Here is a 20,669-nt window from a genome sequence, read left to right as displayed (position 1 = left end):
CGGTGGGCGTTCCTTTCGTTGACTGGCCGGCGCCGGACGCCGCCATGGCGCGGCGGCCGGAAATGTGGCGACACGGAGCATCCCCGACAGATACGCCGCAATCCCATCGGGTCAAGGGCGCGCGGCGTTTCGCGAGAACCGCACGCCGCACGCCTCAAGTCCTCGCTCGATGATGGGCGGTCGTGCCCCTCGTGTCCTTTCCCGCTAAGGACCGCGGCTGAGGACGGCCACGTGGGCGGTAGCCTTGGCCGGTCCGCCCGGATATAGTCGCGCCCGACAGATCAAGAGGAACCGAAGAAAAGACATGCCTTCTTACCGCTCCCGCACGACGACCCACGGCAGAAACATGGCCGGCGCCCGCGGCCTCTGGCGCGCCACCGGCATGAAGGACTCGGATTTCGGCAAGCCGATCATCGCCGTCGTCAATTCCTTCACCCAGTTCGTGCCCGGCCACGTGCACCTGAAGGACCTCGGGCAGCTCGTCGCGCGCGAGATCGAGGCGGCCGGCGGGGTGGCCAAGGAATTCAACACCATCGCCGTGGACGACGGCATCGCCATGGGGCACGACGGGATGCTCTATTCCCTGCCCTCGCGCGAGCTCATCGCCGATTCCGTCGAGTACATGGTCAACGCCCATTGCGCCGATGCGATGGTCTGCATCTCCAATTGCGACAAGATCACACCTGGCATGCTGATGGCATCCATGCGGCTCAACATCCCGACGGTCTTCGTCTCCGGCGGACCGATGGAAGCGGGCAAGGTGGTGCTTTCCGGCAAGGAGCAGGCACTCGATCTCGTCGACGCCATGGTGGCGGCCGCCGACGACCGGATCTCGGACGAGGACGTCCAGGCGATCGAGCGCTCGGCCTGCCCCACCTGCGGCTCCTGCTCCGGCATGTTCACCGCCAATTCGATGAACTGCCTGACGGAAGCGCTCGGCCTGTCGCTGCCCGGCAACGGTTCGATGCTCGCTACCCATGCCGACCGCCGGCGCCTCTTCGTCGAGGCGGGGCACCTCGTCGTCGATCTCGCCCAGCGCCGCTACGAGCAGGACGACGAGAGCGTTCTTCCCCGCTCCATCGCGAGCAAGGCCGCTTTCGAGAACGCCATGACGCTCGACATCGCCATGGGCGGCTCGACGAACACGGTACTCCACATCCTCGCCGCCGCCCAGGAAGGCGAAATCGATTTCACCATGGACGACATCAACCGGCTGTCGCGGCACGTGCCGGTCTTGTGCAAGGTGGCGCCCGCCAAGTCGGACGTGCACATGGAGGACGTGCACCGCGCCGGCGGCATCATGGCCATCCTCGGCGAGCTCGACCGGGCTGGCCTCCTCCACCGGGACGTGCCGACGGTCCATGCCGCCTCGATCGGCGAGGCCATCGAGCGCTGGGATGTTCGCCGCACAACGGGGGAGAAGGTTCATACGTTCTACCGCGCCGCCCCCGGCGGGGTGCCCACGCAACAGGCTTTCAGCCAGGAACGGCGCTGGGAGACGCTCGACCTCGACCGCGAGACGGGCGCCATCCGCGACGTCCCGCATGCCTTTTCGAAGGACGGCGGGCTGGCCGTGCTGAAGGGCAATCTGGCCCCCGACGGCTGTATCGTGAAGACGGCGGGCGTCGACGAGAGCATCCTGAAATTTGCCGGCCCCGCCCGTGTCTTCGAAAGCCAGGACGCCACCGTCAAGGCCATCCTGTCGAACGAGATCAAGCCGGGCGACGTGGTGATCATCCGCTACGAGGGACCCCGCGGCGGGCCGGGCATGCAGGAGATGCTCTACCCCACCAGCTATTTGAAATCGAAGGGGCTCGGCAAGGCCTGCGCGCTGGTCACCGACGGGCGCTTCTCGGGCGGCACCTCGGGCCTGTCGATCGGCCATGTCTCGCCGGAAGCGGCCGAAGGCGGCGCCATCGGCCTCGTACGCGAGGGCGACACGGTCGAGATCGACATCCCCAACCGCTCGATCCGGCTCGCCGTCGACGAGCAGGAGCTGGAACGCCGCCGGGCCGAGCAGGACGCGGCCGGCTGGAAGCCCGCAGCCCCGCGCAAGCGTCACGTCACCGCCGCGCTCAAGGCCTATGCGGCCATGACCACCAGCGCCGCCCAGGGCGCGGTGCGCCGCGTGCCCGAATAAGCAGAGCGCCAGACCAGGGTGCTGACGAAAGCCGGCACCCGGAACGGCGGAGAGCTTCCGGGCCTGCCCTCTATTGCAGGTGAAGCGGTGCGGTATGCTTTCCGATCTGGTCGGCCTCGGAGTCGGCCACGCAATCCTCCGCGCCGGGAACATGGTTGCCGCGCAGATAGAGCAGGCAAGTCGTCCGCAGCATGGACGCGAAATTGCCTACCCCACCCTTGGATTCCAGGGCCTCCTCGTAGAGCGTGGACAGGAATTTCGGGGTGGTCATCCCCTGCGACCTTGCCACCTCGTCCAGCAGCGCCCAAAAGGCCGCTTCAAGCCGGATGCTGGTGGCATGGCCGCCGATGCGAACGGAGCGGCTAACGTGCATGTAGCCGGCGGGATCCTGCTCGGCGAATACCTTGCACATGGCTTCCTCCTCCTTTGTTGTGGTTCTTGACGAGAACCTTACAGGCCAATGACGGCCAAATCCACTCGCCCGTCGACTGCCGCGCCCCCCGCCATCCGCGTGACCGCCACCTCAGCGCTGAAACGCTCCATGTAGTAGCCCGATGCCACCACCGCCGCCGCGGCCGTGGCACAATGGGCGAAACAGCACAGAGGAGCGAGCCATTGGCGAAAGCGATTCACTCCATGATCCGGGTCCTCGACGAAGCGCGCTCGACCCGCTTCTACAGGCAAGCGTTCGGCCTCGAAGTTGCGGAGCGGCTGGAGTTCGACTCCTTCACCCTCGTTTATTTGAGCAACGCCGAGAGCGAATTCGAGCTGGAGTTGACGGTCAACAAGGATCGCAGCGAGCCCTATGCCCTCGGCGACGGCTACGGCCATCTGGCTTTTTCCGTCGATGACCTCGACGCGGAGCACAAGCGCTTTCAGGAGGCCGGTCTCGAGCCGCGAAAGATCGTCGAGTTCAGCCACGAGGGAAAGCTTCTGGCGCGCTTCTTCTTCGTCGCCGACCCGGATGGCTATCAGATCGAAGTCCTTCAGCGCCGGGGCCGCTACCTGTGACGGGCGCTTTAGTTCCTAGGACAGCAAAGGGAGGAGGAAATGGTCACAGTCTACAGGCGAGATTCCGGCATAACGCGCCGCGAGTTGATGCGCCGGGCCGGCACGCTCGGCGTCGGCGGACTTCTCGTGGTCAGCGGGGGAACGGTCATTTGCCCGCCCCAGGCCTGGGGCCTGGAGCCGAAGGCGCTCAAGGCCGAGACCGTGGCGACGCTGATCCAGATGGCGCGCGACATCTATCCCCATGACCGGATCGCCGACCGCTTCTATGCGGTCGCGGTCAAGAACCACGATGTCAAGGCGGCGGAAGATGCGGACTATCGCGCGATGCTGGAGGAAGGCGTGGCGGATCTCGACAGCCGCGCCGGAGGAGAGGGCTACCGCTTCGTCGGTTGGGAGGAGGACCGGACCGCAATCCTCAAGGACATCGAGGACAGTGCATTTTTCCAGAGCCTGCGGGCGGACCTCGTGACCGGCCTATACAATCAAAAGGATGTCTGGCCGGTCTTCGGCTACGAGGGCGAATCCTACTCCAAGGGCGGCTACATCGACCGCGGTTTCGACGACATCGACTGGCTCTAGCCCGTAAGGCTGAGCAACCGGCGCCTTTCCCAGCCGGGAAGCAGGCGTCGTTTTCGGGAGGAAAAAAATGGCAGCACCTTACGACCTGAACGACGACAGTGTCGTCGTCATCATCGGTTCGGGCGCCGGTGGCGGCACGCTCGGCAACGAACTGGCCCAGAAAGGCATCGATGTCGTCATCCTCGAGGCCGGTCCGCGCATCGAGTATCAGGACTTCATCAATGACGAATGGGACGCCTTCAGCCAACTTTCCTGGCTCGACCCGCGCACGGCTTCCGGGGGCTGGAGGCTTGCAAAGGATTTTCCCGGCCTGCCCGCCTGGATCGTCAAGGCCGTCGGCGGCACGACCACCCACTGGGCAGGCGCCTCGTTGCGCTTCCAGGAACACGAGTTCAAGCCGCGCACGCACTATAGTGCGGTCGACGGCGCCAACCTGATCGACTGGCCCATCACGCTCGCCGACCTCGCGCCGTACTACGCCAAGGCCGAGGACAAGATGGGCGTCACGCGCACCAACGGCATCCCCGGCCTGCCCGGCAACAACAACTACAAGGTGTTTGAAGCCGGGGCGAAGAAGCTCGGCTACAAGGAGGTCAGCACCGGCCGCATGGCCATCAATTCCGAATGGCGCGACGATCGGATGGCCTGCCAGCAGACCGGCTTCTGCTTCCAGGGCTGCAAGTGGGGCGCCAAGTGGTCGACCCTCTATACAGAGATACCGAAGGGGGAGGCCACCGGGCGCCTCGAGGTCCGGCCGCAATCCCAGGTGCTGAAGATCGAGCACGACACCGACGGCAAGGCGAGCGAGGTCGTCTATGCGGACAGGGACGGCGATCTCCAGCGCCAGAAGGCACGCATCGTCTGCGTGGCCGGAAATTCCATCGAAAGCCCGCGGCTTCTCCTGAACTCGGCGTCCAACCTCTTCCCCGACGGGCTCGCGAATTCCTCCGGCCAGGTCGGCAAGAACTACATGCGCCACACGACCGCCTCCGTCTACGCCATCTTCGACAAGCCGGTGCGCATGTGGCGCGGCACGACCATGGCCGGCATCGTCCAGGACGAGGCGCGTCATGATCCATCGCGCGGCTTTGTCGGCGGCTACGAGATGGAGACGCTGTCGCTGGGCCTCCCCTTCATGGCGGCCTTCCTGAATCCGGGATCCTGGGGCCGCTCCTTCACGACCGCGCTCGACCACTACGAGAACATGGCGGGGCTGTGGATCGTCGGCGAGGACATGCCGCAGGAGCAGAACGCGGTGAAGCTGCACGGCGAAGAAAAGGACGAATACGGCTTGCCGATACCGGACGTCCGGTTCACAGACCATCCGAACGACGTTGCCATGCGCGAGCACGCGTTCCGGCAGGCGAGTGCACTTTACGATGCGGTGGGCGCCACCCGCACGATGCCCACCCCACCCTATCCGTCCACGCACAATCTGGGTACGAACCGGATGAGCGAGAAGCCGGAGGAAGGCGTGGTGAACAAGTGGGGCCAGACGCACGACATTCCCAACCTGTTCGTCTCCGACGGTAGCCAGTTCACCAGCGGAGCAGCGGAGAACCCCACCTTGACGATCGTCGCGCTGGCCGTCCGGCAGGCGGAGTATATCGCCGACCAGATGGCCAAGAGGGAAATCTGAAGCAAGGGGCAGCGCCTCGCCGCGCTGCCCCTCTCCGGCGAGGCGGGACGCTTCTACGGCGCCGCTTTCACCTCGGCACGCTTGCGCCGCACGAACCGCCCGAACAGCAGCGGCGCGATGAAGCCCAGGATGGCCAGAATCCAGATGCCGATCGCTATGGGTGAGCCCCAGAGGATCGACAGGTCTCCGTCCGAGATGGTGAGGGCCCGGCGCAGGTTCTTCTCCATCTCGTTGCCGAGCAGGATGCCGAGGATCACCGGCACGAGCGGCACGTCGAGCTTGCGCAGCAGATAGCCCGCCACGCCGAAGACGATCATCACCAGAAGATCGAAGGTCGAGCCCGACAGGCCGTAGATCCCGACGAAGGAGATCATGGCCACCGCCGGCATCAGATATTTGGTCGGCACCTGAAGCACGCGCACGAAGATGCTCACCATCGGCACGTTGAGAAGAAGCAGCATGATATTGCCGATGAAGAGCGCTGCGATCAGCCCCCACACAACCTCCGGCTGCTGCGTGAAGAGGAGCGGGCCCGGCGTGATGTTGAGCGCCATCAGCATGGCAAGAAGCACCGCCGTCGTACCGGAACCCGGTACGCCGAGCGCCAACATGGGCACCAGCGCGCCGCCGGCGGCGGCGTTGTTGCCGGCTTCGGGTGCGGCCACGCCGCGCGGATCTCCCGTGCCGAAGGTTTTGTCCTTGTCCTTCAGGCGTTTTTCGATCGTGTATGAGACGAAGGAGCCGAGCGAGGCACCGGCGCCCGGCAGCACGCCGGAGACGAAGCCGATCACGGTGCTGCGGGCCATCGTCGCCGCGGTCTTGGCCAGCATCGAGAAAGGCGCGGTGATACGGCCGAGCTTGGTCTGACCCGCCTCCGGTGCCTCGCCCTTCTGATGCTCGAGGAAGAGAAGGACCTCCGAGATCGCAAACAGGCCGACAATGGCGATCAGGAAGTGAATGCCGTCGTAGAAATGGATGTTGCCGAAGGTCAGCCGCGGCACTCCCGTCTGGTGGTCGACGCCGATCATGGCCACGCCAAGGCCGAGGGCCGCGGCGATCAGCGCCTTGGCCTGGTTGCGGGCGGCGATGCCGCCGAGTGTGGCGAAGGCCAGCGTGAAAAGCGCGAAATATTCGGCCGGCCCGAACAGGAGTGCCACATTTACGAGAAGCGGCGCCAGGAAGACCAGCCCCCAGGTGGCGAAGAAGGCGCCGACGAAGGAGGCCACGCCCGAAAGGGCCAGCGCCTCGCCGGCCTGGCCCTTTTTGGTCATCGGATAGCCATCGAGCGTGGTCATCAGGGCCGGCTCGTCGCCCGGGATGTTGAGCAGGATCGAGGAGATGCGCCCGCCATACATGGCCCCGTAATAGACCGAGGTCAGCAGGATCAGGGCGGGCGTGGCCGGCAGGCCGAGCGTGAAGGCGAGCGGGATGAGGATAGCGACGCCGTTCGACGGCCCTAGCCCGGGAAGCGCACCCATGATGGTGCCGAGAAAGCAGCCGATCAGCGCAAGTCCAAGATTCTGCCAGGTGAGTGCTACGGCGAAGCCGTCGGCGAGATTCGAAAGAATGTCCATGTCAAAACCCCCAGGGGCCGACGGCGAGCGACAGGCCCAGGACCAGGCGGAAGATGACGAAGATCGCAACGGCAATGCCGATACCCGCCACGGCGGCCGCGAGCGGCCCTGCGCCCAGGCGCCAGCTCAGCAGGCCCGCGGCGACGCTCGTGGAAACGACGAAGCCGAACTCCGGCAGGGCGTAGGTGTAGGCGACCATCACCACGACGGCGAAGACGATCTCCCCGAAGCGGCCCAGCCGCGGCCAGACCGGCTCCGGATCCGGTTTGAGGAGCGTATAGACCGCGCCGATTGCCAGAACCACGCCGATGCCGACGGGAAAGGCCTTCGGTCCCATGGGGTCCGATACGAACCCGACGGGCGTCTGCAGGGCGAAGTAGATGTAGAGCAGCGCCAGGACAAGGCATGTGCTGCCCAGGATACGGTCGCTCACGGTTTCCTCCCGTTTCGTTGGCACGGGGGCCGCGGACACGCTCGCCCGCGGCCTGCCTCGCCGGTTTGCCGGCCCTTACTTGAGGATGCCGATCTCGCGGCTGAGCTTTTCGGTGGCGTCGATCTGCTCGCCGACGAACGTATTGAAATCGTCACCGAACTTGGCGAGCGGCATCAGGCCGTTGTTCGCCATGATCTCCTTCCACTCGTCGCTTTCATAGGTGGTCTTGACCGCGTCGACCCAGAAGTCATAGGCCTCGTCGCTCATGCCGCCCGGCGCATAGAAGCCACGCCAGTTGGCGCCCACAGCGTCGATACCCTGCTCCTTGGCGGTGGGGAACCGCGCGAAGTCGTCACCGGGCAGGCGCTCGTCGGAAAGCACGGCGAGCACCTTCAGGTCGCCCGAATCCACGAACCCCTTGGTCTCGGAGATGTCGCCCGAAAAGGCCTGCACGTGGCCGCCGAGGAGTTGGGTGACGGCTTCGCCGCCGCCCTCGAAGGCGACATACTTGATGGAACGCACATCCTCGATGCCGGCCGCCTGCGCCGCCACCAGGATCTTCAGGTGGTCCCAGCCGCCGACAGCGGATCCGCCGGCGAAGGAAACGGAGGACGGATTCTCCTTCACCTGCTCGAAAAGCTCCGGCAGCGTCTCGACCGGGGAATCCTTGGCGACCGCGATGACGCCATAATCGGCACCGACGGTCCCGAGCCAGCGGACCTGGTCCATGCTGGCGCCGGGGAATGCTCCTTGGGCGAGCCGCGTCGTGGTGGATGAAGACGCGGCGACGATGAGACTGTCGTCGTCATTGCGCTTGGAAACGACCTCGGCGAAGGCGACACCGCCGCCACCACCGGCGAGGTTCGTCACCTGCATGGGTCCCGGCACGATCTCCAGGTCATAAAGCGTCTTGCCCACCTGGCGACAGGTGAAGTCCCAGCCGCCGCCGGCATTCGCCGGAGCGATGCACTCGGTCTTGCCTGGTTCGAACGCAAGCGAAGCGCCGGCCGAGGCAATGGTGACAAAAAGAGTTGCGGCGCCGGCCGCGATCAGCTTTTTCATGAGAAAACCTCCCTTGTTCCTGCCGCACGTACATTGTGCGAAGGTTCGGGGAAGATAAGACGGCAAGCTGTCAACAAGCTGTCATTTCGGGAGGAACAAGACAGTGCGGGTTCTGGTGGTGGAGGACACCCACGACGTCGCCGAGGCGATCGTCACCCATTTTCAGCGTCAAGGCCACGTGTGCGATCATGCGGCCAACAGAGAGGATGCCGCGCATCTGGCGAACCTTGAGCCCTACGACCTGATCATCCTCGACCTCAACCTGCCGGACGGTTCGGGGCTGACGCTTCTCAAGGAACTGCGCACGGCCAGAAACGATGTGCCGGTTCTCGTGCTGACCGCCCGCATGCACGTCGAAGACAAGATCGATGCACTCGACCTCGGTGCCGACGACTATCTGGTCAAACCGTTCGACCTGCGGGAACTGGAGGCGCGCGCCCGCGCCGTCAGCCGCAGACGTCACGGCGTGGCGGAGGCGGCAATAGATGCCGGGAACCTGCGCTGCGACTTCGCCGCGCGCACCGTCGCCATTGACGGGTGCGAGGTGGAGCTGACCCGGCGCGAATTCATCCTGCTGGAGGCATTCCTCGGCAATCTCGGCCGGGTTCTGGAAAAGGACGATCTTTACTCGCGCCTCTACGGCCTCACCGGCGAGGCGGGGCTGAACGCCGTGGAGGTCTATATCGGGCGGCTGCGGCGCAAGCTGGAAACGGCGGATCTCGAAATCAAGACACTGCGCGGACTGGGCTACCAGGCCACGATCCGCCAGGGAGAAAGACCGTGACCACCGCGGCGAGCGCCCTCCCCCGTGCTCAGTCCCTTGCCTTCCGCTTGGCCATGGCAATGGGGTTCATCCTCGTGCTGGTCGTGCTGGCGAGCATGGTGGCGGCGACGCGTTTCGGGCAGGCCGCCAGCGACGAGGCGTTCGACCGGCTTCTGCGCGGGGCCGCGCTGCAGATCGCCGAGCGGATCTCCGTCAGCGAGGGCGAGGCGCAGGTGGACCTGCCGGTTTCGGCTTTCGAGCTTCTGTCGCTGGTGGCGACCGACCGGGTGTTTTATCGCGTCATCGGCCCCGACGGGAAAACGATGACGGGCTATGGAGACCTGCCGCCGCCCGATGAGGAAGCGCCGAACAGCTTCTACAACACCCGCTTCAAGGGCGTGGATGTGCGCGCCTTCAAGCTGACCCGGCAACTGGCCGAGCGCACCATCAGCGGCGAGGTCGTCATCCTCGTCGCCCAGACGACGCGCGAGCGCACCGCCTTGGCAAACAGCATCGCCCTGCGCGCCGTGCTGATCATCGCAGCGGCCGGCATTCTGTTTCTCCTCCTGGCGCTTCTCGTCCTGCGTGTCGCCCTCAGGCCGCTCGCCCGCGTCGAACGGGCTATTCTGGAGCGCGAGGCGAACGACCTGTCGCCCATCGCCATCCCGGCGCCGAAGGAAATCGCCGTCCTGGTCTCGGCCATCAACCGCTTCATGGGCCGGCTCGACCGGCGCATCGAGGCGATGCAGAACTTCGTCGCCGATGCCGCGCATCAGATCCGCACGCCGATCACCGCTCTCAGGGCCCAGGCCCAACTGGCGCTCGAAGAGAAGGAGCCGGCCCGCCTGGAGCGGCTGCACCGGAGGCTTTACGCGCGCAGTGTGGGGCTCGGTCGGCTGGCGGACCAGCTGTTGAGCCAGGCACTTGTTTCCCACCGCGCCGACACGGCTGAGAAGGAGCGCATCGATCTGCGCCGCGTGGCGATCGAGGCCGAGCGCGCCCTGCACGCGGCGACGGATCGGACGGTCGCGCTGGACCTGCCCGACGGGCCGGTATGGGTCGAAGGCGACCCCGTCAGCCTGCGCGAAGCGGTCAAGAACCTGCTCAACAACGCCGCGAAATACGGCGCACCACCGGTCACGCTTCGGGTCGCGCACTGTGGCAGCCGGCACGCCGCCATCACGGTACACGATCATGGTGATGGCCTTCCCGAAGAGTTGGCCGCGCGCATCGGCGAGCGCTTCACCGCCAACGGGATCGGCCCCGACAGCGCCGGCCTCGGCCTGTCGATTGTCGCCTCCGTGGCGCGCATGCACGACGCGCGGCTGACGCGCGGGACCTGTGCCGATGGCTTCTCGATCGGCCTGGAGATGGCGGCGGCATGAAAAGAGTGTTCTTCATCGCCCTCTTGCTTTTGACGGCGCTTCCGGCCTGGGGGACGGAAACGCGGCTGGAGGCGCCGGGCACGGCCGCGCGGGACCTGGTGATCGAAAGCTCGACGGATTTCGCCATCTTCGAGCCGATGCTGCGTGCCTTCCAGAGCGGCCACCCGGACGTGGCCATCACCTATCGCGAGCTCACCACCAACGAACTCGACGATCACGTTTCTGCGGCCTGCGAGGCGGGCCGTTTCGTGGCCGATCTGGTCGTCAGCTCATCGGTCGACCAGCAGCTCAAGCTCGTCAACGACGGCTGCGCCCTTGCCCTGCCGGCGGAAGCCCGCGCCGGGCTGCCCGACTGGGCGCGTTGGCGCGAGGAACTCGTGGGGCTCACCTTCGAGCCGGCGGTGATGGTCTACAATCGCGCCTATTTCACCGGCCGCGCGGTGCCGCAGAGCCGCTTCGAGCTGATCGACCTCCTGCGCGAGAGCGAGGATTTCATAGGCAAGATCGGCACCTATGATATTCAGGCCTCGGGCGTCGGCTATCTCTTCGCCTTCCAGGACGCGCTGCAGGCCAGCACCTGGGGCCGGCTGGTGGAAAGTCTCGGCCGCAACCGCGCCCGGCTGTTCTGCTGCACGGCGGAAATCCTCGACCGGGTTGCCGACGGGCGCCTGCTGGTCGGCTACAACGTGCTGGGCTCCTACGCGCTTCAGATGATCCGCAGCGACGAGCGCATCGGCATTGTCCTGCCTTCCGACTATACGCTCGTCTTCGCGCGGGCGGCATTCGTCCCGGCCACCGCCCGCGCGCCGGAACTTGCGGAGACCTTCATCAGCTTCATGCTCTCCCCGGCCGGGCGCGAGGTCCTGACGGCGCAAATGCGGCTTCTGTCGCCCATCGACGGCGCGCAGGAGTTGGCGCGCATGCTTGCCGACGGCAGTGCCGATGCGCGCACATTCCGGCCGGTGGCCATGACCCCGGCGCTCCTGGTCGGGCTCGACCGGGCCAAGCGCGAGATCTTTCTTCAGGAATGGCGCGCGGCACTGCCCTCGGGCGACATCGCCGCCGGGAGCCCTTGAAGGGCGGCCCTTCTATCGACCGGGGTAAAGCGACCGCGCATCGTCCCGAAACGCCGAGCGCGAGCCTTCACGTGTGTAGAACATGTGTCCGCCGCGATAGGTCTCGAGTTGCAGGCGTTCTCCCTGCCCGAAGGCGGGAAGCTGGCGCAGAAGCAGTTGGCTCGCGAAATAGGGCGTCACCAGATCCGTGTAGCCATGAACGACCAGCGTCCGGAACGCGGGGTCCAGCGACAGAACCCGGCCGAGCGCGCTGATCGCCTCCGGCTGGCTGCGCCCGCCGCCCCATTCCCAGGCGCGGTTCACCCCGGTGTTGAGGAGGTGGTAGCGCCGCTCGGGGAGCCAGCCGAGCGTATCGCGGTAGTGGGCGAGCATCGCGCTGGTCAGCGGTGCCGTCATCGCGTCGAGGACGGGATCCGGCACGTGCGTGCGCCGCCCCCGCACCGGTGCCTCGAGGCTGACCGCCGCATCGTAGCTGCTGGCGATACGCCCCTCCTCCCGCAGGAAATTGCGCGTGAAAGTGTCCATACCGATCCGCCCGCCATGCTCGCGCAAGAGATCCTGCGGCAGTCCGGTGAATTCGGAAACGCGTTCGACGATCCGGCCGAGCGCGTCCTCGTCACTCACCCCGCGCAGGAAGTCCGTCACGAACGCGCCGCTAGCGTAGGCCTCGGCTTCGCGAAGCCCCTCTTCCGAGAAGGTGCCCCGGCGCTCCATCTCCGTGGCGGCGAATGACGGCAGGCGGGAGGCCAGGGGCAGAGGCGAATGCTCCGGTTGCGCCCACCAGCCGAAATCGAGAACCGGCGAGAGGAGGACCATGCCGCTGAGCCCGACCCCGTGGTCGGTCTGCAAGGCTTCCGCCAGAAGCGGTCCGCGGAAGCCACCGTAACTCTCACCGACGAAAAATTTCGGCGAGGCCAGGCGGCCGTTTTCCGTAAGCCAGCGCACGATGAAACGGGCGAGCGCCTCGATGTCACCGTCGATGGAAAGATAGCGCTCGCGCAGCCGGTCGTTCGAATCGACGAGCCGGCTGAACCCGGTCCCGACAGGGTCGATGAAGACGAGATCGGTGAACGCCAGCCAGGTCTGTGGATTTTCGACCAGTCCGACCTTCTGCGAGGGCACGATCTGCTCCTCGTCCATCGGCAAGATCCACGGTCCGAGCACGCCGAGGTGAAGATAGGCGGATGCCGCCCCCGGGCCGCCATTGACCGCGAGGGTGACCGGCCGCGCGGCCGGATCGGCACCCTCCAGTGTATAGGAGACGAAAGCGATGTCCGCCTCGGGCCGATCCTGCGCATTCGTCAGGGTGATCGCCCCCGCCGTGGCCATGAAGCGGATGTCTTCCCCGCCGATCCGGATCGTGTGCCGCGTCCGCCGTGTCTCCGGCAAGCGCCCTTGCGCATCGGCCGGCTGAGCCTCCTGGGTCTCGGCCGCGGATCCAGCCTTTTGGGCATCGCTCTCATCCTGCGCGTAAGACAGCGGCGCAGCGAGGAAGCAGCTAAGAAACGCGACAAGGATGGCCCGCAGCCACGGTGGAGAGCCGGCCGCCCTTCCATGCTCCGTATTTCCTGCCTGTGTCGCCCAAGGCGCCGATTTGGAAAGGAATTTCATTCGTGCCGCCGTTTGATCGAATCCGGTTGTCGCGGCAACCTAGCACGTCCGGTTTTGAACTCACGATGAAAAGGCCGGGCGTGCTGGATCTCACATAATCCAAACGGAAAGCCGGCATCCACTTTTCCTGGAATGCTTTAGATGCCGGCCAACAGCTTCCAGGCAATCGCCCACATGGTGACGGCGATGAGCGCCTCCAGAACGCGCCAGGAGGACGGTCGCGCAAAGACGGGGCGCAGCCGCGTCGCCCCGTAACCGAGCGTGAAGAAAAACAGGAAGGACGCCGTCACCGCGCCCGCGGCGAACGACACGCCAGCATCGGGAAACTGCGTCGAGACCGTGCCGAGCAGCACGACCGTATCGACATAGACGTGCGGATTGAGCCAGGTCAGCGCCAGGCAGGTGGCGAGAGTTCTGTGCAGGCTCGACGCGCCCATTGCGCCGGCCTCGAGCGCTTCGGACGTTTGCATGGCCGAATAGAGGCTCCTGGCGCCAAACCACAAAAGGAAGGCAGCACCGCCGTAGCGCATGGCCGGGTCGAGCCAGGGCAGGAAGGCAGCGACGCGCTGAAAGCCGGTAACGCCGAGGGTGATCAGCAACGCATCGGACGCTGAGCAGGCGAGGCAGACGGCAAAGACGTGCTCGTTGCGCAAGCCCTGGCGCAGAACGAACGCGTTCTGCGCACCGATCGCGACGATCAGCCCGAGACCGATCGTCAGCCCCGTCATGTAGACCGAAACCGCCATGCCGTGAAAATCCCGATGTCCGGACACGACTTTCCTCTAGCCGCGGCTGCAACTTTAGGCCAATTAATGTTTCTAAGTTGAATAAAGCAGAACTAATCTGATGATGGACTATCCCGCTCTTCGCGCCGTCGCCACGGTCGTACAGACCGGCAGCTTCGAGAAAGCCGCACGCGTGCTCAATGTCACCCCCTCCGCGGTCTCCCAGCGCATCAAGCAGTTGGAGGAGCGGCTCGGAGTCGTCCTCGTCGTCCGTGGGAACCCGTGCGTGGCCACCGCGAAAGGAGAACTGCTATGCCGGCATGTCGAGCATGTTGGGATGCTGGAAAGCGAGCTTTACAGATCCCTTCCCGCGCTGGCTGGACAGGAAACGCCACAGAAGGTCACCATCCATGTGGCGACAAACGCCGACAGCCTGGGGACATGGTTCCTCAAGGCGGTTGCGCGCTTCTCCGGCCAATCGGCGTATCTCCTCAACATCGCCGTGGACGATCAGGACCACACGGCCGAGTGGCTGCAGCGCGGCAGGGTACTTGCCGCGGTGACGAGCCTCGATAAACCGGTTGCCGGCTGCCGCCGCATCTTTCTCGGCGCCCTGCGCTATCACGCGACGGCCAGCCCCGATTTCTTCGCGCGACATTTCGCTCAAGGCGTCACCCCCGAAAGCCTCGCCCATGCGCCCGCTCTCACCTTCAACCAGAAAGATCGCCTGCAGGCCCAGTGGATCGGGCAGGCCTTCGGAGAAGAGCTCTCCCATCCCACCCATTGGCTGCCTTCGACACAAGCCTTCGTCAAAGCCTGCCGGTCCGGCATGGGATGGGGGTTGAACCCGGCGCAACTGGTGAAGGACGACCTGAAATCGGGCCGGCTGGTGGAACTGATCCCTGGTCTCGGGCTCGACGTTCGGCTTTATTGGCAGGTGAACCGTCTCGCCGCCGAACGGCTTGAAGGGCTTACCAAGGAGATCGTCGCCACCGCCCGGCGCGACCTTGCGCAGGAGGCGCCGCGTGAGGATGAATGAGCGCCGCAAGGACGCTGTTGCGGATGCGGCGGGCACCCCGCGCAAACGGGCCCGACCACTGGATACGGGTCGACAACCGCGATAGAAGCACGGCTGGCGGATGCATCGCAGCCTGCCGCGCCGACCAAGCTGATAGACCGATTTGAAATTCCTGGCCGCCCGGCCCAAATGGTGCGCGGCCCCGGTCGCGCACCGCAGCCGAGGCACCGCCACGAAAACGCCGATAGGAAGAATGACGTCGCAAGCCCTGTTCATCGTGCGTTTCTCCGCCGACCTCTCGACCAAGTCGGGCAGGACCCGGGGACGTTTCGCGCAAGTGCTTCGAAGCAACATTCTTGCCGCCCTGTCGCAGGCAGGTGTGCGCGCACGAATCGCGCAGACCCACGGCCGGCTTTTCGTCTTCGCAAGCGATGAAGCGCGGGCGCGGGCGCAACTCGGTCGTGTGTTCGGCATCGCGAACTTCTCGCACGTAACCGCGCGCTGCAAGGCGGACCTCGACGACATGGCGCGAACGGTGGAAGCGCATTTCGCCCGCACGGTCGAGGGCCGCCGCTACGCGGTGCGCGTGCGCCGCACCGGGCACCACCCTTTCAATTCCGTCGATGTGGAGCGCCATCTCGGTGCTGTTCTCAATCCGCACGCCACCGTCGACCTCGACAATCCGGAGGTCACCGTCCATGTCGAGGTTCTCGGCAACGACGCCTACTTCTTCACCGAGCGCGTTGAAGGAGCCGGCGGACTGCCGCTCGGCAGCGAAGGCAAGGCGGTGGCGCTTCTTTCGGGCGGTTTCGATTCGGCCGTCGCGGCCTGGCGGATCATGCGGCGCGGCGTCGCCGTCGATTTCCTGTTCTGCAACCTCGCCGGCGGCGCCTACGAGCGCCAGGTCATCCAGATCGCCAAGGTGCTGACGGACATGTGGGCCTTCGGCGGGCGCCCGCGCATCTTCGTGATCGATTTCAACGAAGTCGTCTCGGACATGAAGGCGCATGTCGACCCGGCCCTCTGGCAGGTCGTCCTCAAGCGCCTCATGTACCGCGCCGCCTCCAGTCTCGCCGAGCGCCTCAGGGCCCAGGCGATCGTCACCGGCGAGGCCCTCGGCCAGGTCTCGTCGCAGACGCTGTCGAACCTGAGTGCCATCGAGCCGGCGGCCGACAGGCTCGTCCTGCGCCCGCTGGTCGGCCTCGACAAGAGCGAGATCATGGCCCAGGCCCGCCATATCGGCACAGCGCTTCTGTCGGAGCGCATTCCCGAGCATTGCGCTCTTGCGAACCGCTCGCCGGCGGTGCGCAGCACGGCGCGCGCCGCGGCGAGCGAGGAAGCGAAGACGGAAGAACAGGCGCTTAAGCGTGCCATCGCCGGCATGCGGCAGGTCGATCTCGCCACCGTGACGGGGGCCGATCTGCGCACGGACTATCTCTTCGTCGACGAGGTGCCGGAGGGTGCGCAGGTGATCGATTGCCAGCCGAAGGCGCACTACGACCGGTGGCACCTTCCCGGCGCGGTGAACCGCTCCCCCGAAAGCGTCATCCGCGACATGAAGCGCTTCGACAAGCGGCACTCATACGTTCTCTACTGCGCGTTCGGCACGCAATCGGCGCATTTGGCGGAGATCATGCAGCAATACGGATACCAGGCCTATGCGCTGCGCGGCGGCATCGGCGCCATCCGCAAACGCCACGACCACGGCGCAGAACCGGCATAGCCCGCCCTTGTGAGGTTCGGAAAAGGGATCGCACCCTGTCTCACCTCATCCAAGCCGCGCGTTGAGCGCGTCGATAAGACCGTCCCAGATCGGCACCATGTCCATCAGCCCGTCCCAGAAGCGCGGATCACGGCGACGATCGAAATCATCCAGCGCAACGCCTTGCTGTTCGACCCAGGTGTAATAGCCGAGATTGAAGATGCGCTGGCGGCCCACGTGATCGAGTTCCTCCAGATTGTCGGTGGCCGCGCCGAACAGGTAGCGCCCCGCCACCTCCGCCGCCGACACCGTGTCGAAACCTTCCGGATAGTCCTGCTTCAAGGTCTTTTCGGCCTGGGAGCCATACATCTCGGCGCTGTCGGTCGCCACGGTCATAAGCGCGTCGTCCTCCCCCAGGTCGAGATGGCGCGCCAGCTTGATCGCCGCCACGACGTTGGCGATACCCGACAGGCCGAGTGCGGAAAGCTGCCGCAGAAGCGCAGCGTCGACGCCCTTGCGATGCGCCAGATAGGCTCTGCCCTCCTCCGTGTTGAAGAGCAGATTGAGATGGTCCGAGGCCTGGTCGGACACGCCGATCACGAAATCGCTGTTGAGCGCGTTGTGGATGAGCGGAACGTGCTTGTCACCGATCCCCTGGATGTTGTGCTCGCCGTAGCCGTTACGCAGCAAGGTCGGGCATTCGAGCGCTTCGACCACCGCAACGGCGCTGCCGAGCTTTTTCTTCAGGTGATCGCCGGCGGCGAGCGTGCCGCTGGAGCCGGACGCGCAAACGAAGGCGCGCGGGACGAGACGTCCCTCCCCGTTCACCGCGTTGAAAACGGCCTCCAGCGCCGGCCCGGTGACGGCGCGGTGAATGATGTAGTTCCCGAACTCGCTGAACTGGTTGAAGATGACGTTCTGCGGGTCCCCGGCCAGTTCGCGGCACGCGTCGTAGATCTCCTTCAGATTGCTTTCCGAACCCGGCGTGCGCACGATGTCGCGCCTATCCGCCACCCATTCCTCCAGCCAGCGGAAGCGCTCGCTGCTCATCAGCTCCGGCAGGACGGCAACGCTGCGGCAGCCGAGGGTGGTGGCGATGGCGACACCGCCGCGGCAGTAGTTGCCGGTGGACGGCCAGACGCTGCGTTGTGCGAACGGATCGAACTGCCCGGTAACCAGCCGCGGCACCAGGCACCCGTAGGCCGCCAGCACCTTGTGCGCCCTGATCATTGGAAAGCGGGCGCCGACGGCGACGATGATCGTCGCCCGCACGCCGGTGAGCTCGGGCGGCAGCACCAGATGGGCGGGCGTGTCGGCAAAGCCCTTGCGCCCGGCGTCATTGTACCAGTGCACGCGAAACAGGTTGCGCGCATCGGCCGCATCCGGGTCCACGGCGTGCAGATCCGAGACGATCTCCGGCGCGATCGTCGACGGGTCGGCCAGCTCGGCGATCCTGGGAAGACGGACGCCCTTGTCCTTCAGCTGCGCAACGACATTGTCGTAGGCGGCCTGGTCGACGACGGTCTGCGAAAAGAGATTGCTCATGGTCCGTTCTCCCGAAATGCGGCGCTCATCTACGCTTCGCCGGCCGCCGTGTCGCCGCTGACGAGCTGGCGGTAGAGGACGGGATCCGTCGCCCCCTCGGTGCCGATCACGAGAATGCGGGAGCCGGCGTCGAGCCCCAGCGCGGCGCGCAGCTCCGGCTGCGCTGCCGCCACCTTGAGCCCGGCAAGGCCGGCCACGCCCGATTCGCCGATCTCCAGCGCCTGGTCGCCGCCAGCGGGGTGGGCAAGCCGGCGCATCATGTCCACCGCGGCGCCATCGGGAATGTCGATAAAGGCATCCGCCGATTTCTCCAGGATCTGCCAGGCGATGAGTGAAGGCTCGTAGCATTCGAGCATGGCCATGACGGTGGAGTCGCCGGCCGCGATCTCAAGGCGTTCGCCCTTTTCCGCACTCGCCTGAAGGCAGGCGGCGCGATCCGGCTCGACGACGATCAGCTTCGGTCGGTCCCTGCCCAGCCAGTCATGGAAGTATCCGGCGACCGCGGCGGCAAGGCCGCCCACCCCGCCCTGTACGAAGACATGCGTATAGGGCGCCTGGATCTGCTCGACGATCTCGGCCAGCATCATCGTATAGCCCTGCATGACGAGACCGGGGATGCGCTCATAGCCGGGCCAGGAGAAGTCGGACACAGTCGTCCAGCCTTCGCGCCCGGCGGTCTCGGTCGCCTCGGCCATGGACGCGTCGTAATTCCCGTCGGTGCGGCGGATTTGCGCGCCAAAGCCGGCGATCGCCTCCTCGCGCCCTTTCGAGACTCCCTCGTGCAGGAAGATCACGCAGCGGCAACCGAACAGCTGCGCCCCCGCGGCGACGGAACGGCCGTGGTTCCCGTCCGTGGCGCAGCAGACCGTCAATTCGGCGGCAATGGGCCGGATCGCCTCGTCCCTCAATTCGGACGGCGCGACCTTGCGGCCAAGACGCGCCTCCACGTGTTCGTGGACCAGACGCGCCACCGCGTAGGCGCCGCCGAGGGCCTTGAAGCTTTTGAGGCCGAGACGCTGGCCCTCGTCCTTGAGGTCGATGCCGGCGACCTCGAGTGAAGCGGCCAGCCCCGGCAGCGGGACGAGCGGCGTGGCCCCGTGCTTCGGGCAGGCGGCAATGAACGGCGCCACGATGCCGGGCGCGCTCAGCCCGACGATTTCGGCCTCCTGCGGCGACAGCGCTGCACCCTTTGCTGCCGCCCGGTTGTCTATGATCTTCATTTAGTTACGTATCCGATCTGCGCCGGCTCGACGGCCGGACCTATTTTCTGTTGCGCGCCTCGAGCGCCAGGAGCACGTCCGCCGCCGAACCCGCCAGCAGGTCGACATGCTCGCGCATGTGGTTGTGCGCGGCCTCCTCCTCGCCTTTCTCGATCGCCTCGACGATCTTCCAGTGCTCGGCCGCCGACCGCACCATGCGGCGCGGCTGGAAGCTGATGTGGCGGCGGTAGACGTTGACGCGATTGCGCAGCTTGCGCACCTCCTCCTGGAGATAGGCGTTCCGCGACCCGTCGTAGATCATCTCGTGGAAGAGGTTGTTGGCGGCGAAGAAGCCGTCATGATCGTTTGCCCGTGCGCGCTCGTCGCAGACCTCGTTGAGCCTGCGGATTTCCGCCAGTTCTGCGTCGTTCATGCGCCGGGCGCACAGGCGGCAGCACAGGCCTTCGAGTTCCGCCACCACCTGGAACATCTCGATGAGTTCGGTCGTGGTGAGGGTGCGCACCATGGCACCCTGATTGCGCCGGATCTCGACGAGCCCGCTTGACGCCAGATCGCGCAGCGCCTCGCGGATCGGTGTCCGCGAGACCTGAAACCGCTTGGCAAGCGCCTGCTCGTCAAGCCTGTCACCAGGCTTCAAGACGCTGTGGAGGATATCGTCCTCCAGCGCTTCGACCACGGTAGCGGCCGTGGAAGCGGTCTCCCTGCCCGAGACTAGCTGGCGTTGCATTGTTCACCTCTCGCCATTGTTTTCAAGCGTATCCATTCTAGATCCGCCATATGGCCGGCGCGACGCAAAGGCAATCGACTTGGCGACCGTTATGCCCGAGAACCGGCCCGACTGTGATCGACCGTGATCACCAGGCAGGTGCTCTCCTCCTCGCTCTCGTTCAACGTGTAGTGCGGATCGCCCGGCTCGAACAGAACCGACTGACCCTCGGTCAGCGTGAAGCGCTCGTTGCCCGTATCGAAGGTCATCTCACCTTTAGCGACGTAGAAAACCTGCGACCACTCTTCATGGTGGTGCATTTCACCGCCGCCCCCGGGCGGCGCTTTGGAGACCTGCACCGAGAAAGGGCTGCCGGCCAGCGAAACGATATCGAGGACCTCGAGCCCGCCGAAATGATTGGGCGGCGTGATGCCGCGCTTGTCTCCGTCCTTCCAGACTTTCATCGCTTTGAGTTCCCGT

Annotated in this window: 19 protein-coding genes; 9 read left to right on the top strand and 10 right to left on the bottom strand. The window is 65.7% G+C overall.

The window, feature by feature from the left end:
- Nucleotides 1-304: 304 nt before the first annotated feature.
- Nucleotides 305-2,140, top strand: a complete 1,836-nt coding sequence (gene ilvD / locus SIN08_RS00305; RefSeq protein WP_322449463.1) for a dihydroxy-acid dehydratase — start codon at nucleotides 305-307, stop codon at nucleotides 2,138-2,140.
- 70 nt (nucleotides 2,141-2,210) lie between these two features.
- On the opposite strand, the gene SIN08_RS00300 is transcribed toward ilvD, so the two are convergent.
- Nucleotides 2,211-2,552, bottom strand: a complete 342-nt coding sequence (locus SIN08_RS00300; protein WP_322449462.1) for a ribbon-helix-helix domain-containing protein — start codon at nucleotides 2,550-2,552, stop codon at nucleotides 2,211-2,213.
- Between the two features lie 203 nt (nucleotides 2,553-2,755).
- On the opposite strand from SIN08_RS00300, the gene SIN08_RS00295 reads away from it, so the two are divergent.
- From SIN08_RS00295 to SIN08_RS00285, 3 genes are all read left to right on the top strand, one after another.
- On the top strand, nucleotides 2,756-3,151 hold the full coding sequence (locus tag SIN08_RS00295; RefSeq protein WP_322449461.1) for a VOC family protein: 396 nt from the start codon (nucleotides 2,756-2,758) through the stop codon (nucleotides 3,149-3,151).
- 39 nt (nucleotides 3,152-3,190) lie between these two features.
- Nucleotides 3,191-3,730 carry a gluconate 2-dehydrogenase subunit 3 family protein gene (locus SIN08_RS00290; protein WP_322449460.1) on the top strand — a complete coding sequence of 180 codons (540 nt, stop codon included), beginning with the start codon at nucleotides 3,191-3,193 and terminating at the stop codon, nucleotides 3,728-3,730.
- A 67-nt stretch (nucleotides 3,731-3,797) separates the two neighbouring features.
- Nucleotides 3,798-5,369, top strand: a complete 1,572-nt coding sequence (locus SIN08_RS00285) for a GMC family oxidoreductase (protein WP_322449459.1) — start codon at nucleotides 3,798-3,800, stop codon at nucleotides 5,367-5,369.
- Nucleotides 5,370-5,422: 53 nt separating this feature from the next.
- Here SIN08_RS00285 and SIN08_RS00280 read toward each other — a convergent pair whose 3' ends face one another.
- From SIN08_RS00280 to SIN08_RS00270, 3 genes are all read right to left on the bottom strand, one after another.
- The gene (locus tag SIN08_RS00280) at nucleotides 5,423-6,943 is read right to left on the bottom strand and encodes a tripartite tricarboxylate transporter permease (RefSeq protein ID WP_322449458.1); all 1,521 of its coding nucleotides are present in this window, start codon (nucleotides 6,941-6,943) and stop codon (nucleotides 5,423-5,425) included.
- A 1-nt stretch (nucleotide 6,944) separates the two neighbouring features.
- Entirely contained in the window at nucleotides 6,945-7,376 is a 432-nt protein-coding gene (locus SIN08_RS00275; protein ID WP_322449457.1) for a tripartite tricarboxylate transporter TctB family protein, read from the bottom strand.
- 75 nt (nucleotides 7,377-7,451) lie between these two features.
- Nucleotides 7,452-8,438 (bottom strand): Bug family tripartite tricarboxylate transporter substrate binding protein, encoded by a 987-nt coding sequence (locus SIN08_RS00270; RefSeq protein ID WP_322449456.1) that lies wholly within the window; start codon nucleotides 8,436-8,438, stop codon nucleotides 7,452-7,454.
- Between the two features lie 103 nt (nucleotides 8,439-8,541).
- On the opposite strand from SIN08_RS00270, the gene SIN08_RS00265 reads away from it, so the two are divergent.
- The 3 genes from SIN08_RS00265 to SIN08_RS00255 are packed head-to-tail and all read left to right on the top strand — an operon-like array spanning nucleotide 8,542 to nucleotide 11,662.
- Complete coding sequence (locus SIN08_RS00265; protein ID WP_322449455.1) at nucleotides 8,542-9,222, top strand: response regulator transcription factor; 681 nt, start codon at nucleotides 8,542-8,544, stop codon at nucleotides 9,220-9,222.
- Nucleotides 9,219-10,586 carry a sensor histidine kinase gene (locus tag SIN08_RS00260; protein WP_322449453.1) on the top strand — a complete coding sequence of 456 codons (1,368 nt, stop codon included), beginning with the start codon at nucleotides 9,219-9,221 and terminating at the stop codon, nucleotides 10,584-10,586. Before SIN08_RS00265 ends, SIN08_RS00260 begins: the two co-directional genes overlap by 4 nt.
- On the top strand, nucleotides 10,583-11,662 hold the full coding sequence (locus SIN08_RS00255; RefSeq protein WP_322449452.1) for an ABC transporter substrate-binding protein: 1,080 nt from the start codon (nucleotides 10,583-10,585) through the stop codon (nucleotides 11,660-11,662). The genes SIN08_RS00260 and SIN08_RS00255 overlap by 4 nt, the downstream gene beginning before the upstream one ends.
- A 12-nt stretch (nucleotides 11,663-11,674) precedes the next feature.
- On the opposite strand, the gene SIN08_RS00250 is transcribed toward SIN08_RS00255, so the two are convergent.
- Together SIN08_RS00250 and SIN08_RS00245 are read right to left on the bottom strand one after the other, a co-directional pair.
- Nucleotides 11,675-13,051, bottom strand: a complete 1,377-nt coding sequence (locus tag SIN08_RS00250; protein ID WP_322449451.1) for a S10 family peptidase — start codon at nucleotides 13,049-13,051, stop codon at nucleotides 11,675-11,677.
- Between the two features lie 359 nt (nucleotides 13,052-13,410).
- Nucleotides 13,411-14,019: a LysE/ArgO family amino acid transporter gene (locus tag SIN08_RS00245; protein WP_322449450.1), complete on the bottom strand. Its 609-nt coding sequence runs from the start codon at nucleotides 14,017-14,019 to the stop codon at nucleotides 13,411-13,413.
- Nucleotides 14,020-14,119: 100 nt separating this feature from the next.
- Between SIN08_RS00245 and SIN08_RS00240 the strand changes: the two genes are divergently transcribed.
- A complete protein-coding gene (locus tag SIN08_RS00240) occupies nucleotides 14,120-15,037 on the top strand; it encodes a LysR family transcriptional regulator ArgP (RefSeq protein WP_322449448.1) in 918 nt (305 codons plus the stop codon).
- A 232-nt stretch (nucleotides 15,038-15,269) separates the two neighbouring features.
- A complete protein-coding gene (gene thiI / locus SIN08_RS00235) occupies nucleotides 15,270-16,739 on the top strand; it encodes a tRNA uracil 4-sulfurtransferase ThiI (protein ID WP_322449446.1) in 1,470 nt (489 codons plus the stop codon).
- A gap of 45 nt (nucleotides 16,740-16,784) precedes the next feature.
- Here thiI and SIN08_RS00230 read toward each other — a convergent pair whose 3' ends face one another.
- From SIN08_RS00230 to SIN08_RS00215, 4 genes are all read right to left on the bottom strand, one after another.
- Nucleotides 16,785-18,263, bottom strand: coding sequence for a pyridoxal-phosphate dependent enzyme (locus SIN08_RS00230; protein ID WP_322449445.1), 1,479 nt, complete (start codon nucleotides 18,261-18,263; stop codon nucleotides 16,785-16,787).
- Nucleotides 18,264-18,292: 29 nt separating this feature from the next.
- On the bottom strand, nucleotides 18,293-19,483 hold the full coding sequence (locus tag SIN08_RS00225; RefSeq protein WP_322449444.1) for a diaminopropionate ammonia-lyase: 1,191 nt from the start codon (nucleotides 19,481-19,483) through the stop codon (nucleotides 18,293-18,295).
- Between the two features lie 40 nt (nucleotides 19,484-19,523).
- Entirely contained in the window at nucleotides 19,524-20,210 is a 687-nt protein-coding gene (locus SIN08_RS00220) for a GntR family transcriptional regulator (protein ID WP_322449443.1), read from the bottom strand.
- An 89-nt stretch (nucleotides 20,211-20,299) separates the two neighbouring features.
- Nucleotides 20,300-20,653 (bottom strand): cupin domain-containing protein, encoded by a 354-nt coding sequence (locus SIN08_RS00215; RefSeq protein WP_322449442.1) that lies wholly within the window; start codon nucleotides 20,651-20,653, stop codon nucleotides 20,300-20,302.
- Nucleotides 20,654-20,669: the final 16 nt, after the last annotated feature.

It is taken from the genome of Chelativorans sp. M5D2P16 (genome assembly GCF_034427935.1).
GTDB lineage: Bacteria > Pseudomonadota > Alphaproteobacteria > Rhizobiales > Rhizobiaceae > Chelativorans.
This window is presented reverse-complemented; position numbering and strand designations above follow the sequence as displayed.

Coding starts and splice junctions, on each gene's coding strand:
- ilvD (WP_322449463.1), top strand. CDS start 305: ATGCCTTCTTACCGCTCCCGCACGACGACCCACGGCAGAAACATGGCC.
- SIN08_RS00300 (WP_322449462.1), bottom strand. CDS start 2,552: ATGTGCAAGGTATTCGCCGAGCAGGATCCCGCCGGCTACATGCACGTT.
- SIN08_RS00290 (WP_322449460.1), top strand. CDS start 3,191: ATGGTCACAGTCTACAGGCGAGATTCCGGCATAACGCGCCGCGAGTTG.
- SIN08_RS00285 (WP_322449459.1), top strand. CDS start 3,798: ATGGCAGCACCTTACGACCTGAACGACGACAGTGTCGTCGTCATCATC.
- SIN08_RS00280 (WP_322449458.1), bottom strand. CDS start 6,943: ATGGACATTCTTTCGAATCTCGCCGACGGCTTCGCCGTAGCACTCACC.
- SIN08_RS00270 (WP_322449456.1), bottom strand. CDS start 8,438: ATGAAAAAGCTGATCGCGGCCGGCGCCGCAACTCTTTTTGTCACCATT.
- SIN08_RS00255 (WP_322449452.1), top strand. CDS start 10,583: ATGAAAAGAGTGTTCTTCATCGCCCTCTTGCTTTTGACGGCGCTTCCG.
- SIN08_RS00245 (WP_322449450.1), bottom strand. CDS start 14,019: ATGGCGGTTTCGGTCTACATGACGGGGCTGACGATCGGTCTCGGGCTG.
- SIN08_RS00240 (WP_322449448.1), top strand. CDS start 14,120: ATGATGGACTATCCCGCTCTTCGCGCCGTCGCCACGGTCGTACAGACC.
- thiI (WP_322449446.1), top strand. CDS start 15,270: ATGACGTCGCAAGCCCTGTTCATCGTGCGTTTCTCCGCCGACCTCTCG.
- SIN08_RS00230 (WP_322449445.1), bottom strand. CDS start 18,263: ATGAGCAATCTCTTTTCGCAGACCGTCGTCGACCAGGCCGCCTACGAC.
- SIN08_RS00225 (WP_322449444.1), bottom strand. CDS start 19,483: ATGAAGATCATAGACAACCGGGCGGCAGCAAAGGGTGCAGCGCTGTCG.
- SIN08_RS00220 (WP_322449443.1), bottom strand. CDS start 20,210: ATGCAACGCCAGCTAGTCTCGGGCAGGGAGACCGCTTCCACGGCCGCT.
- SIN08_RS00215 (WP_322449442.1), bottom strand. CDS start 20,653: ATGAAAGTCTGGAAGGACGGAGACAAGCGCGGCATCACGCCGCCCAAT.